Source organism: Pseudoalteromonas piscicida (genome assembly GCF_002744175.1).
Lineage (GTDB): Bacteria > Pseudomonadota > Gammaproteobacteria > Enterobacterales > Alteromonadaceae > Pseudoalteromonas > Pseudoalteromonas piscicida_B.
The window spans coordinates 1-13,112 of record NZ_NKHF01000017.1; the positions used below are offsets into that span (position 1 = coordinate 1).

Consider the following 13,112-nt stretch of genomic DNA (forward strand, 5'->3'; position numbering starts at 1 on the left):
CAAGTGCTTTGAATTGTTCAGCAAGGGCACTGTGTGCTTGCGCTTCGCTCATGCTGATAGTGCCACTTTGATCTGCATCTAGCGCAGCGAAATCTTCACCCGCCATCGCGTTTACAGAAGCAAAAGATAAACCTGTGATCGATAGTGCAATAAGTACGTTTTTCATCGTGTATTCCTCAAAATTTTTAAATACTGTTCGTTTTATGAAATTGGAGAGCGATTAATTAACCCTTAAAGTTCGCGAATTCTGATTCGCTCAGCTCACCATCAGCGTTGCTGTCTAATTGAGTGAACTGCTCTACCAAGCTTGGATTAACTTTGGCTTCGCTCATACTAATAGTGCCATTGCCATCGCCGTCGTACTTTGCGAAATCTTCGCCAGCCATTGCTGATGCTGAAACTAGGGTCATACCTGTGATTGCTAAAGCTGCTAATAAATTTTTCATACTTTTTTCCTTTACGATTTAAAGTGAATTGATAATCAGTGAATTAACCTTGATAGTTATCAAACTCTGCTTGGCTTAATTGACCGTCTTGGTCAGCATCTAGCTCGTTAAACTGAGCCATCAAACCATCATGTGCTTTAGCTTCTTCCATCGAAATGTAGCCGTCGCCATTCATGTCTAATTTGTCAAAGTCAGAATTGGCTTGTGCGCCTACTGAAGCTAACGTCATGACTGCTGCTGATAATGCAATTGCTAGATTTTTCATCGTGTTTTCCTCATAAGTTAAGAATTAAAAGTTTTGCTATCTAAGCTAAAAACCGTATTTGTATTTCGTTTTTTGCTTTCGAGGTAACTATTCCAACTTTGATGCCAAAATTAAAAAGTAAATTAATATCAATTACTTAGCAGGAAAGGTGAAAAAAGATTAAGGTTGGATTAAGGCTAGCTGTTGCTAAATGGCAACAGTTATTAATGCTAGGAATAAAAATTCCTTGTTTTTCTGAGTGTTAGCTTGTCGCAGCTTTGCAACACACCAAATTATCGCAAAGCCTGCTTAGTATCTTTCGCATGCACACCTGATTACTTTATGTGCATACTTTTACAGGGTTAAACATCGTGAAAAAAATTTTTTCTCAGTCATTACAAAAGCAGGCGCTTATCGCTATGTTTATTGGTGTGCTTCCTATTCTCACACTGACCCTATGGTATGCCCAAGCACTATCTAAAAACCAACAAAAAACGCAAGATATTTATAATAAAAATCAAAAGCTTATTCTTGAATACAACTTTATAAAAGCAGATATCAGTGCACTTGAAAAAGCGCTACAAAATAACCAGCTACTGCAAAGCGACACACTGCAAGAAAGCATCGAGCAGAAGTGGAAAAACACTAAAAAACGCATTCAAATATTAAAAATAAATCTACCTAATTCGCTATTTGTTGCTAAATGGCGACAACTCGCCCCAGATGAGATCAATGGCACCTCCACAGCCGCAGAATTCCAGCAGCTAGTTCAGGTGTTAAATCAATTTGAAGAGCGATTCCAGCAAACCCTCAATGAACGCCTATCAGAGCAAGAATCTCACTTTGTGCAACTGCAAACCTGGTTTATGTTTGGTCTTGTTATATTGCTGCCTACGCTGATTGTGATCAGTATCTTTTTGATCAACCGGATTTGCCAGCAACTTAATCAAGTTGAGTCCGCGGTCTCTGAAGTAGGAAAAGGCAATTTAAATCAGCCTGTTAGACTCTCTGGCAGCCATGAACTACAACAACTCGGTGACAGGTTGAATTGGTTAAGGCTAGAGTTAAAGCGTATACAGCAGCAAAAGGAAACATTCTTACGCCACGTTACACACGAATTAAAAACACCATTGGCCTCTTTAAACGAGGGCAGCAGCTTGTTAAGTAGTGGCCTGCTTGGTGATGTCAACCCTAAGCAGCAGCGTATTCTCACCATAATGGAAAACTCCGTTAGTAAACTAGGCGCATTGATCGACGACTTACTCAGCTACAGTGCAGCAAGTCATCCCGACAGCCTCCATCATGATGCTGAAATAACCCTGATCCAAGAAGAAGTCTCTAAACACCTGAGCGACAAATTAGCCAAAACAGAAATCATGGTTCAATGGCAAACTAAGAACGGCATCCAAGTCCCTTACTTGCCCTGTAAACTAGTGTTGACTCAATTAGTCAGTAACGCAATCGACCATGCTAACAGTCAGGTTACTATTTCGGTGGAAGAACAAAACGCTGAAGTGAAGTTAGTAGTGCGCGACGATGGCGCTGGTATTGACAACAGCGAAGCTGAGTCTTTGTTCCAACCATTTGTGCGCGGCGAGCAAAATAAAAATAGCAATGGCAGTGGCTTAGGCTTGGCCATTGTCTCTGAGTGTGTGAAGCAATTAAAAGGCGATGTGAAATGGTTACCGGTTGACGCTGGTGCCAGTATTCAAGTTGCCTTTCCAAAAAGGGATCCAAAATGAAATACCTCGCATTAAGTATCACGCTATTTTTGCTTGGGGGTTGTGCCATAAGCAAGCAAGGTACAGAACAAACAAAGCAATTTATCGGTCCAGTAAAAACCAAAGCCAGTGCCAAGTTTATTCCTTTACCTGACGTGATTAAGGCGCTAGTGAGTCAGTGTGCTAAAAAACATCAGGTTACCTTTAATGATTACTACAGAGGTGCGGCCCACCTTGAGGGGTTTATTCACACCTATTGTGGCACAAACTCAACGACTAAACAGCTTAAGGCCATTGAAGAGGTTAAGCTACAAGACTATTGGCCCGATGAATATGGAGTCTGGCTAGACTCGCTAGCGTGGCATACTCAAAATCTACGCGAACAAAAGATCAGTAATTATTATTCTGATAACAAAGCACAGCAGCACCAAGAACAATTACTGCAAACCCAAAAGCAGCTCGCGGAGCTCAAGCAAAAGCTGGCAGATATTGAAAAGCAACGGTTAGAAACCGACCTTTCTGAAAATCCATCACTTGAGGAGGACCCACTATGAGTCATACACCACCAGGCGCAAAGTTACTTTTAGTGGATGACGATACATCATTAACTGAGCTGCTAGCCATGCGCTTAGAAAGCCATGGATACGAGGTTGAAGTTGCCCACCGTGGTACGCAGGCGTTAAATATCCTCAAACAAATGCCCATTGACTTGGTCATCACTGACTTAAAAATGGCGCATATGGACGGTTTTGAGCTTAATGAACAAATAAAGAAATACTACACCGGCATGCCTGTGGTAATGATGACTGCTCATGGCTCAATTCCTGATGCCGTTGATGCCATGCAACAAGGCTTTGTAAGCTTTTTGACTAAGCCAATAGACTCACAGCAAATGCTAGATGTGATCAATGAGGCATTAGCAGGCAAAGTAAGAACCGCGCAAACCTCAGATCCCAATAACTTTCACGGTTTGTTATTTCAAAGTGCCGCGATGCGTCAATTGGTACAACAGATCCAAGCGCTTGCTAGTAGTAACGCAAACATTCTTATCCAAGGGGAAAGCGGCACAGGTAAAGAAGTAACCGCCAAGGCGATTCACCTTGCGAGCAACCAATCTCAGGGACCTTTTATTGCTATAAACTGCGGCGCAATGCCAGCTCACTTATTAGAATCAGAACTATTTGGTCATAAAAAAGGAGCATTTACAGGTGCTGTCAGCGACAAAGAGGGGTTAGTGCAAGCAGCCGACGGTGGTACCCTATTTCTTGATGAAATCGGTGATATGCCTTTAGATTTACAAGTGAAATTACTCCGTGTTTTACAAGAGCGAACAGTACGTCCGGTCGGTGGCCAAACCGAGTACAAGGTGAATGTTCGGTTTGTTTCAGCAAGCCACAAAAACATCCAATCTGCAGTTGCGGAAAAGCAATTCCGTGAAGATTTATACTACCGTTTAAATGTAGTCTCTGTAGAAATTCCCAGCTTGAGAGAAAGGCTTGAGGACATTCCACTACTTGCATCACGCTTTTTAAGCGCACTTAGCGATGATGAAAAACAGTTTAATCAACAAAGTATTACACACTTATTGAATTATCAGTGGCCAGGCAACATCCGTCAGCTCCATAACATCGTGGAGCATTGCGTGGCTATTACCCCAGGAAAAATGATCACCGAAGACATAGTGCAAAAGGCTTTACCAAAAGATCGAGAGCAAAATGCCTTTACCGGACTAAACGAGGCCAAACGTCAGTTTGAATATGACTATATTCAAAAAGTATTGGCATTGTGTGAAGGAAATGTCTCTGAAGCAGCTAAACTTGCACAAAGAAATCGATCGGATTTTTATAAATTACTTAAAAAACACGAGATTCAATGCTAAACCTAGTAGAGGGTACAATAGATTATGTAATCAAGCATTGATGCTCACCGGTTTCATTTTCCGTTTAGGTGTAACAGTACATCACTGCAATACTAAGCAGAGCCGCACTGCGCGTGCTCTGCGCAATACCCAACTTATATCCGTGTGCCTTTTTACTGGAGCACAATAATAACTCGAATAGATGGGGTGATATGTATGAAAATGCGGAAAAAGCTCATAATCAGTTTTGTACTTACTGTGATCGTTCCAATTTTAGCCATTTCCGTAGTCAGTATCTCTCAAACCAAAAGTGACTCTCTTGAAAAGTTCTTAGATGCATCAGGCAATGAAATAAGGCAAGCTGAGCAATCATTTGTGCTCTTCTTCGAGCAAATGAAAAAAAATGCACGCTTTTTGGCACAAGCCCAATCCGTACAAAATGTCAGCCCAGATACAACCACTTACTTTGGGGCTGAAAAGCCCATGACGCCATTAGAAAATGGGCAAGCTGAAGCCAAAATCTTTGAGCTTTATCGATCCTTTGGTCAAACTCATGAAGAGTTACTATTTGTGTATCTTGGCACAGAATCCGGCGGATTTATTCAATACCCCGCAGAGCCTCTTGGCAATTACGACCCCAGAAAAAGGCCTTGGTATCAAAATGCCGCAAAAACACCTGATGATGTGATCTTAACAGAGCCATACCAAGGCGTTACGGGACAAGCGATGGTATCGGTTGCAACAGGAATAAAGCGCAATGGTAAGGTTATCGGGATCCAATCTTTAGACGTAACACTATCCACGTTGACTGATATCGTCAGTAATATTCGTCTAGGTGAATCCGGTTACCTGATCTTGCTTGATACCAAAGGCACAGTACTTGCGGACCCTAAAAACAAACAAAATAATTTTAAACATGTCACTGAGCTAACAAGCCCACTTTACCGAGCAATTAACACTGCGGGCAATCAGCCTTATCTCACCATTGAAACAGACAATAAAACATATGATGCAAAAATTTATCGCTCAGATACGTTAGGTTGGCAATTTATTGCGGTCATTGAAGAGGAGGAAATTTTAGCTTCGGCGTACAACATGACCATGAGTATCACGCTCATTGCTGTGATTATGCTGGTCTTGTTTGTCATTATTGCTGTTACCTTGGCAAACAAAATCGTTGAGCCAATCGAGATGGTTTCTGAGGGCCTGAAAGAAATCGCGCAAGGCGAAGGCAATCTCTCAAAACGTCTTCAAGTGATCACCAACGATGAGATTGGCGACTTAGCGACGTGGTTTAATAAATTTTTAGATTCTATTAATGCGCTTGTCAAAGATATTCAAAGCAATGCTGCCACCCTTAATGATGCAGCACTTGGCTCTCAAAGCAGCATCAACGATATTCGTACTCAATGTCATGCCCAAGCCGATGACTCAGCCAATGCAACAACGACCACAGAAACCGTAGAGCAACTCGCAGCAGAGATCAGCGAAAGCTGTACCCACACATTAGAAGACGTCGTCAGTGCAGATGAGCACGCAGGACGCGGGAGTGAGACCATAGAGAGCACCGTATCCCAAGTGGCTAAGCTCAATCAATCCCTAGCTGAGTCAGCCAGTGCGATGAGTCAGCTTGAAAGCGAAAGCCAAGATATCACCAACATTCTTGGTGTGATCCGGTCAATTGCAGAACAAACCAACCTCCTTGCCCTGAATGCAGCAATAGAAGCAGCTCGAGCTGGAGAGCAAGGTCGCGGGTTTGCTGTAGTTGCTGATGAAGTCAGGACCCTCGCGCAACGCTCACATGATGCCACGCAGGAAATCGAGCAGGTATTAACCAACTTGATAGCTCAAACTAGGAAGGTATCAGGGCAGATGACCGCAAGTGTCAGCGAGTCAGAAACCACAATCACGCAGTCCCAAAGTGCACAGCAGGCGTTTACCGATATAGCCGAAGCCGTTTCCAGAATTAAAGCATCCGTTTCCAATATTGCCACTCAGGCGACACATCAAGGTGAAAATGCCAGCCAAACTAGACACCTTATCAGTTCACTCGACGCTTCTGTAAGGCAAGTTGGTGATGAGGCGACCACGTTAAATGCAGGTGCTGATCAACTCGTTGCATTAGCCAAAGACCTTGAACGTCTGGTAGGTCGATTTGATATTGACTAAAGAACTTGAACCAATCAGAGTCTAGGTTAACAAACTTTATCAATTGCAGATGAGATACACTTGAACCTTTTACAGGAACCAGTTTAGACTCAAGGAACTAAGTCATCTAATATTTAAGAAGAACAACAATGAGAAAATTTAATCTGTCTGTGGTTGCAGCCTCGCTATTTACTATCTTAGGCTGCCAAGAAGCACCTACTCAACAACAGAGCGAATCTGCGGTGACCGCAGCACAGGCAACATCCGTTTTACCTCCCATTGCAAAAAAGATCCCACATAAAACCGAAATCCATGGCCAAGTGTTAGTAGATAACTACCACTGGCTACGAGACGATAGCAGAAGCAATGAAAAGGTATTGTCGCACCTTACAAAAGAAAATACTTACACCGACAGTAAATTGGCCGACACCCAACCGTTACAGCAAACCTTGTTTGAAGAAATTAAAGGTAGAATCGTTAAAGATGACCGCAGTGTGCCTTACAAAGAGGGCAGCTATTATTACTTTAGCGCTACAGAAGGGGATAAAGAGTACCGTACTTATTACCGTAGCACACAAAAAGAGGGGAAAAATGCGGTAACTGTTTTTGATGCCAATGAGCGAGCGAAAGGGCAAGACTTTTATGGTGTCGGTGGTCTTGCAATCTCCACTAACGAAAATTTACTCGCCTTTGCCGAAGATACCCTGAGTCGCAGAATTTATACGGTTCGTATCAAAGACATCACCACAGGTGAACTATTGGAAGACACGATTGAAGGTTCATCAGGTGCGATCGTCTGGGCGAATGACAACAAGACGATTTACTATGTAAAAAAAGACCCTGTGACTTTGCTAGGTTATCAGGTTTTCCGCCATACATTGGGTACGCCACAAAGCGCTGATGAGCTAGTGTACGAAGAAAAAGATAATAGCTACTACACTTATATCTCGAAGAGTAAAGATAATAGCGAGATCTATATTCATCATTCAAGTACCGAGGCCTCAGGCGTTTCTATACTCGATGCCAATAATCCAAAAGCGGCACCTGAGCGCTTTATTCCAAGAGAACCCGGTCACGAATATGGTGTAGCAAAACTTGGTGATTGGTATTACATCCACACCAACAAAGATGCTGTTAACTTTAAGTTGATGCGCGTTAAAGCTGGCGATGTTAAAGACTTTACTAAATGGCAAACTGTAGTTGCTCATAACCCGGCCGCTAAACTCGACACCTTTGAGTTATTCAATCAACATTTAGTGTATGAGACCCGTGAAAATGGTCTGAGCCAACTAACCGTGTTGAACTTAGATACAAACGAAAGCAAACGCCTGACCTTTAACGACCCAGCATATACTGTATATATGACGGGCAACAAAACTTTAGACGCCGATACGGTAAGAATTGGCTATCAGAGTATGACAACCCCAGCTTCAATCTATGACGTGGATCTCACTAGCTTAGACAAGACATTACTGAAGCAAGATAAAGTACTAGGTGATTTTGCCCCTGAAAACTACCAATCTGAACGCTTTTTTATTACTGCACGTGATGGCGTAGAGGTACCGGTTTCCGTTGTTTATCGCAAAGATAAGTTCACCAAAGACGGGTCGAACCCACTATTACAATTTGGCTATGGCTCTTATGGCGTTAATGTTGAGCCAACATTTTCGATTAGCCGATTAAGCTTGCTTGACCGCGGGTTTGTTTATGTCATTGCTCATGTTCGAGGGTCTGAAACTTTAGGTCGCCCATGGTATGAAGATGGTAAAAAGCTTAAGAAGAAAAATACTTTTAATGACTTTATTGACGTAACCAAAGCACTGGTTGCGCAAAAGTACGGTGATGGTTCAAAAATTTATGCCCAAGGCGGCAGCGCGGGCGGTCTATTAATGGGTGCAGTGATCAACCAAGCGCCTGGGCTCTATGATGGTATACATGCTCCAGTGCCGTTTGTTGATGTCATTAACACTATGCTAGATGAAAGTTTGCCATTAACAACAAACGAATATAACGAGTGGGGAAATCCAAATGACAAAACCTACTTTGACTATATGCTGTCATATTCGCCCTACGACCAAGTAAAAGCGCAAGCTTATCCCAACCTACTTGTCACCACGGGTTTACACGACTCACAAGTACAATATTTTGAGCCTGCAAAGTGGGTTGCCAAATTACGTGAGTACAAAACAGATGATAATTTATTATTACTGAAAACGGATATGGAGGCAGGCCATGGCGGTGCGTCAGGTCGATTTAAGCGTATTCATGATATTGCTTTAAGCCATAGCTTCTTTATCTCACTGGCTGAAAATAAGCTTTAATATTTTCGACATTCCCTAGAGAAGGCCTTGCCTTCTCTTTCCTCACTTGCTCGACTCACTGCGTATTTTTGCTGTTAACAGCTAACAAAATACTATCTTTAGTCTATATTTTAACAATGATCACGCTTTACATAAGTGAACGATGCTGCTATTTCGTCTCGTGTTAGTTTGGTGCTTCGCAGCGCTTTCGCTCAACTCTGATGCGTCTCCTCATCTACCTGATTACGGAGCGCCAATAAACGTAACCATACTCGTCGACGATGCTTACCCGCCCTATAGCTATCAAGCCAACGGTGAGTTATATGGTATCTATGTAGATATTGTGAAGCAGGCTGCGCGCTTACTGAGCCAAGACTATCGGGTTACGCTACAAGCAGTACCCTGGAAACGCGGTGTTTCATCCATGGCATCAGGTGAAGCCATGGCACTTATGCCTCCGTATATTCACATTAAAAAACGGCCATATATTTGGCCTTATTCTGTTCCCCTCCAAGAAGAGGTCGTCGTTGCTTTTTGCAATAGCGGGTATAGCCTCAAGAAGCTCCCACATATTCACCCAGAAACCCCGATAAACGTTGGCGTTAATGCGGGATATATGATTTTAGATGAAAACCTGATGGAAGCACAAAAGTTGGGACTGATTAAGCTGTGGGAAAACAAAAGCACGAACTCAAATATAGAAAAGCTGGCCCGTGGCCGCATTGACTGTTATGTAAATGATCGGCTATCTACCCTGCTTGGTATAAATAAAATGTCTAAGATTTCTTCAGACCTAAATGCGGGGAATATCGTTGAAGATAAAATCATTATGCGACGTACAGCGCATATTGGCTATTTGAAAGGGTATGAAGACAAATATCCCTACAAGCAGGATTTTATTTTAAAAATGGACCAAGCATTGCGAGAAGTCATAGCAACTTCTGCTAGCCCAAGTGAATAAACGGTACCTTAGGACCATTTAAAATAAACTAGCTTGATAATAAAAACTAATCCAAAGGGTGGATCATGAAGACAACAATAACCTATACGCTCATCGCCGCAGCTTTAAGTGTCGTAAATAGTACCTGTGCACTGGCTGATGAGGTCGAGCTTAAACTACAAGAAGTGTCACAAGGACTGCACGTCCTTTTTGGTCAAGGTGGCAATATTGCGGTGAGCTCGGGAAGCGATGGTATTTACATCGTCGATGACCAATTTGCTAAACTTAGCGAGCAGATAAAAGCTAAAATAAAAACAATCAAGCCCCATGCGCCAGAATTTGTTATTAACACCCATCATCATGGCGACCACACGGGTGGCAATGAAAACTTTGCTCAGGCAGGCAGTCATGTAATTGCTCATCATAATGTATATAAACGCTTAGAGCATAAGCATGGTGATGGCTCTGACTATCTGCCAACGTTAACCTTTGGTAGTGATATGAAACTCCACTTCAACGACGAACATGCACATTTATGGCATTATCATCACGCCCATACCGATGGTGATGCCGTAGTCTTTTTCCAAAAGGCAAACGTGGTTCATATGGGGGATATTTATTTTAACTTGGGAAGTCTTCCTTTTGTCGATGTCGACAGCGGTGGCACACTAAACGGAGTCATTACAGCAGTAAAAGACGTGCTTGCAAAAACAGATCACAAGACCAAAATAATTCCTGGACATGGTCCTGTTACTGACAAAAGCGGGTTACAAGCTTATCTAGCGTTATTACAAAAAGCCAAAAACATCATGCTAGAGGCGATGAAAAACAACGCAAGCCTCGAGCAAGTGGTTAGCGCTCGACCATTGCAGCCACTCAACTTAACTTACGCCAAATGGCTACCCGAAGAACGTGTTACAACCTTGTTTTATCGAAGCTTAAAGAGCAATTAAGCGCAAGCTATATAAAAAGAGGGCCAGTAGTGCCCCCTCCACCGAAAATATCACTCTGAGGGGGCTAATCTATACAAGAGCAGAAAATAGAAACGGTGTAATAAACAAGATTTCCGTGCCCAAAAATAGACCAATTAGCTAAGAGAATGAGCTTTAGTAATATGACTTTTGATAAAAAGTATGCCCTCGCTCAAATATCTCCGAGCTAGGTTTTATCAAGACAGTAAATTTATACGCTCAAGACTAGAAAACACATGTTTCAAATTCGTCCATTCCAATCAAAGTTATACCAATAAACTCGCTCAAAATTCACTTTCGCTCATTTTTTAAACAAAAACTACAAACTTCATTGGACAGCGCCGTCAGAACGCTATACTATAGGCACGCTTTAGATACTTAGAGCACTTACTACTGCTGCACTGTTTTTTCTTGATACTCTTTTTTTTAAAAAGTCGTTTATAGATATACCAATGCGTTACTAGCTAAGTTTTATCTATCGCTTTATCGGTGATTTTCACCGCACAATTAATTTTTTTGAAAAAGGTTTCAATTATGTCTAATACAGTAAACGGCACAGTTAAGTGGTTCAACGAAGAGAAAGGTTTTGGTTTCATCACTCAAGAAAACGGCGGTAAAGATGTATTCGTACACTTCCGTGCTATCGTTTCTGACGGTTTCAAAACTTTAACTGAAGGCCAATCAGTGTCTTTCACAGTTGAAGAAGGCCAGAAAGGTCCTCAAGCAAGCAACGTAGTAGTTAACTAATACGTATTGCTCAGAGCTAGTGCAGGCACTAGCTCTACGAACTCCCCCACTCCTCACTTAGCCTTTCGGCAACATATCTGACAGTAACAACGCAATTCCCAAAAACGACATAAAACCCGCTATATCTGTAATTGTCGTAAGTACAATTGATGAAGATTGCGCAGGATCGAGTCCAAATTTTTTCAATGCTATTGGGACGATGGCACCTGAACTTCCAGCAATAACAAGTGACGATATCATCGCCAATGCGATAACAAGTGCAAGTCCGAGCGACTGGCTCCATAGATAAACGCCGATGCCACACGTAATGGCAATTGCCGCACCATTTAAAAAGCCAACCATCATTTCTTTTAGCATGACCTGATACCAATGCCGAGTTGAGATCTCCCGCAGTGTTAGCCCACGCATGGTTACTGCTAAGGCTTGGGCTCCGGCATTACCGGACTGTCCAGCTGCAACTGGAAGTAAAATTGCAAGCGCAGTTACCTGAGCAATTAACCCTTCGAACGCACCAACCACAGCGGCCGCAGCAAATGCAGTTAACAAGTTGATTTGTAGCCAAGGGAGACGTTTTTTCACCGCAAACCAGCTACTCGACAGCGCTTTCTCATCTTTGCTCGCCCCCACCATGGTCTGCATGTCGCTCGCTAAGTCTTCTTTGGTTGACTCATAGGCATCAAAAAAACGGATTTGGCCAACCAACTGCTGCTGGGCGTCTAGTACTGGGATAGCTCGCACTTTATGACCTTCAAACGCCTCCACTACCAGATCCTTGTGATCCATCACATTTAAGGTTACGCGAATAGGCGTAGCGACTTGTGTTAACGTTTTACTGGATGCACTCCCCACCAAAACATTTAACGTAGTTTCACCAATTAAATCTTGCTGTTCATTCAACACATAGATCACATCAGGGACTTTATTATCTAACCGCCTTAATTGTGTAAGTACTTCCCGAATAGATGTATCACCATAAAAAGCCTGAACTTTTTTATTCATCATTCTTGCAGCTGTATTGTCAGGAAAAACCAATAGTTCAGACAATTCTTCAGCTATTGCAGGGTGCGCAGTTTGCAGTGCTGCTAACAAAGCCTGCTGCACCTCTTGAGACTGTTTATTTAATAGGTTTACTGCAATATGGCTATCTAAACTGGCAATAAACTGGGTTTGATAGCTCAATGGGAACTGAACAAAAATTTGCTCTGCTGCACCGGGAGGTAGATATTTCCATAGTCGATAACTTACCTGCTGAGCCTGCTGTTGTAGTAAATGAGCCGCTTCTTTCGCTGGTAAAGTACCTAACAATTGTGCGCTTTTGAGAGGAAATCTACTTAAGAATTCTTCACTTAATTGCTCCGTTGCAGCGTCTAATGTGCCTTGTACCATACTCATGGCTTATTTCCTCTTCGCAGTGTTAGGGACTAAGGTGTCTAACATACTAAAAAGCGAGCTTGTGTAAGCATCCAGCAAGTCAAGTGACTCGTTCGGTTTCTCTTGTGCTTCATCCATTCTAGCCAGCGCACTTCTTACCCTATAGTGAGACAGTACACCAATGAAGTCACCAACTCGGTTCACCACAGCCACCTGATCAAAGTTATCCCATACTTTCGATTTTAAAGCGCTTTGTAATTCGGTATATCCGCTTAACTGTAACACCTGAGGCTCCATGCATTCTGCAATTTTCTGCTGTGGCGCCCTGCGAAGTAAATGATAAAGTGGCAGCTGCCCTACTACATG

At 42.5% G+C, this 13,112-nt stretch carries 11 protein-coding genes and 1 pseudogene; 8 read left to right on the forward strand and 4 right to left on the reverse strand.

Going from position 1 to position 13,112, the window contains the following annotated elements; all coding sequences use genetic code 11:
• Positions 1–224: 224 nt before the first annotated feature.
• Positions 225–446, reverse strand: a complete 222-nt coding sequence (locus CEX98_RS03645; protein WP_099640770.1) for a calmodulin — start codon at positions 444–446, stop codon at positions 225–227.
• Between the two features lie 43 nt (positions 447–489).
• Positions 490–711, reverse strand: coding sequence for an EF-hand domain-containing protein (locus CEX98_RS03650; protein ID WP_099640771.1), 222 nt, complete (start codon positions 709–711; stop codon positions 490–492).
• A 350-nt stretch (positions 712–1,061) separates the two neighbouring features.
• Here CEX98_RS03650 and CEX98_RS03655 point away from each other — a divergent pair, with 350 nt between their 5' ends.
• The 8 genes from CEX98_RS03655 (at position 1,062) to cspE (ending at position 11,375) form a co-directional block, all read left to right on the forward strand.
• Positions 1,062–2,432, forward strand: coding sequence for a sensor histidine kinase (locus CEX98_RS03655; protein ID WP_099640772.1), 1,371 nt, complete (start codon positions 1,062–1,064; stop codon positions 2,430–2,432).
• Positions 2,429–2,965 carry a hypothetical protein gene (locus tag CEX98_RS03660; protein WP_099640773.1) on the forward strand — a complete coding sequence of 179 codons (537 nt, stop codon included), beginning with the start codon at positions 2,429–2,431 and terminating at the stop codon, positions 2,963–2,965. Before CEX98_RS03655 ends, CEX98_RS03660 begins: the two co-directional genes overlap by 4 nt.
• Positions 2,962–4,290 carry a sigma-54-dependent transcriptional regulator gene (locus CEX98_RS03665; protein WP_099640774.1) on the forward strand — a complete coding sequence of 443 codons (1,329 nt, stop codon included), beginning with the start codon at positions 2,962–2,964 and terminating at the stop codon, positions 4,288–4,290. The genes CEX98_RS03660 and CEX98_RS03665 overlap by 4 nt, the downstream gene beginning before the upstream one ends.
• Before the next feature lie 195 nt (positions 4,291–4,485).
• A complete protein-coding gene (locus CEX98_RS03670) occupies positions 4,486–6,438 on the forward strand; it encodes a methyl-accepting chemotaxis protein (RefSeq protein WP_099640775.1) in 1,953 nt (650 codons plus the stop codon).
• 128 nt (positions 6,439–6,566) lie between these two features.
• Positions 6,567–8,738 (forward strand): S9 family peptidase, encoded by a 2,172-nt coding sequence (locus CEX98_RS03675; RefSeq protein ID WP_099640776.1) that lies wholly within the window; start codon positions 6,567–6,569, stop codon positions 8,736–8,738.
• A gap of 142 nt (positions 8,739–8,880) precedes the next feature.
• Complete coding sequence (locus CEX98_RS03680) at positions 8,881–9,678, forward strand: substrate-binding periplasmic protein (RefSeq protein ID WP_099640777.1); 798 nt, start codon at positions 8,881–8,883, stop codon at positions 9,676–9,678.
• 77 nt (positions 9,679–9,755) lie between these two features.
• A complete protein-coding gene (locus CEX98_RS03685; RefSeq protein ID WP_431520152.1) occupies positions 9,756–10,610 on the forward strand; it encodes an MBL fold metallo-hydrolase in 855 nt (284 codons plus the stop codon).
• A gap of 552 nt (positions 10,611–11,162) precedes the next feature.
• Positions 11,163–11,375 carry a transcription antiterminator/RNA stability regulator CspE gene (gene cspE / locus CEX98_RS03690; protein WP_010369631.1) on the forward strand — a complete coding sequence of 71 codons (213 nt, stop codon included), beginning with the start codon at positions 11,163–11,165 and terminating at the stop codon, positions 11,373–11,375.
• Between the two features lie 57 nt (positions 11,376–11,432).
• Here cspE and CEX98_RS03695 read toward each other — a convergent pair whose 3' ends face one another.
• Together CEX98_RS03695 and CEX98_RS03700 are read right to left on the reverse strand one after the other, a co-directional pair.
• Positions 11,433–12,767 carry a magnesium transporter gene (locus tag CEX98_RS03695; protein WP_099640779.1) on the reverse strand — a complete coding sequence of 445 codons (1,335 nt, stop codon included), beginning with the start codon at positions 12,765–12,767 and terminating at the stop codon, positions 11,433–11,435.
• 3 nt (positions 12,768–12,770) lie between these two features.
• Positions 12,771–13,112, reverse strand: a pseudogene (locus tag CEX98_RS03700) (CBS domain-containing protein); the annotation flags it as partial.

What these genes read in the sequence shown, in the direction of transcription:
- CEX98_RS03675 (WP_099640776.1), top strand. Translation starts at nt 6,567, where the DNA reads ATGAGAAAATTTAATCTGTCTGTGGTTGCAGCCTCGCTATTTACTATC.
- CEX98_RS03645 (WP_099640770.1), bottom strand. Translation starts at nt 446, where the DNA reads ATGAAAAATTTATTAGCAGCTTTAGCAATCACAGGTATGACCCTAGTT.
- CEX98_RS03650 (WP_099640771.1), bottom strand. Translation starts at nt 711, where the DNA reads ATGAAAAATCTAGCAATTGCATTATCAGCAGCAGTCATGACGTTAGCT.
- cspE (WP_010369631.1), top strand. Translation starts at nt 11,163, where the DNA reads ATGTCTAATACAGTAAACGGCACAGTTAAGTGGTTCAACGAAGAGAAA.
- CEX98_RS03695 (WP_099640779.1), bottom strand. Translation starts at nt 12,767, where the DNA reads ATGAGTATGGTACAAGGCACATTAGACGCTGCAACGGAGCAATTAAGT.
- CEX98_RS03660 (WP_099640773.1), top strand. Translation starts at nt 2,429, where the DNA reads ATGAAATACCTCGCATTAAGTATCACGCTATTTTTGCTTGGGGGTTGT.
- CEX98_RS03680 (WP_099640777.1), top strand. Translation starts at nt 8,881, where the DNA reads ATGCTGCTATTTCGTCTCGTGTTAGTTTGGTGCTTCGCAGCGCTTTCG.
- CEX98_RS03665 (WP_099640774.1), top strand. Translation starts at nt 2,962, where the DNA reads ATGAGTCATACACCACCAGGCGCAAAGTTACTTTTAGTGGATGACGAT.
- CEX98_RS03670 (WP_099640775.1), top strand. Translation starts at nt 4,486, where the DNA reads ATGAAAATGCGGAAAAAGCTCATAATCAGTTTTGTACTTACTGTGATC.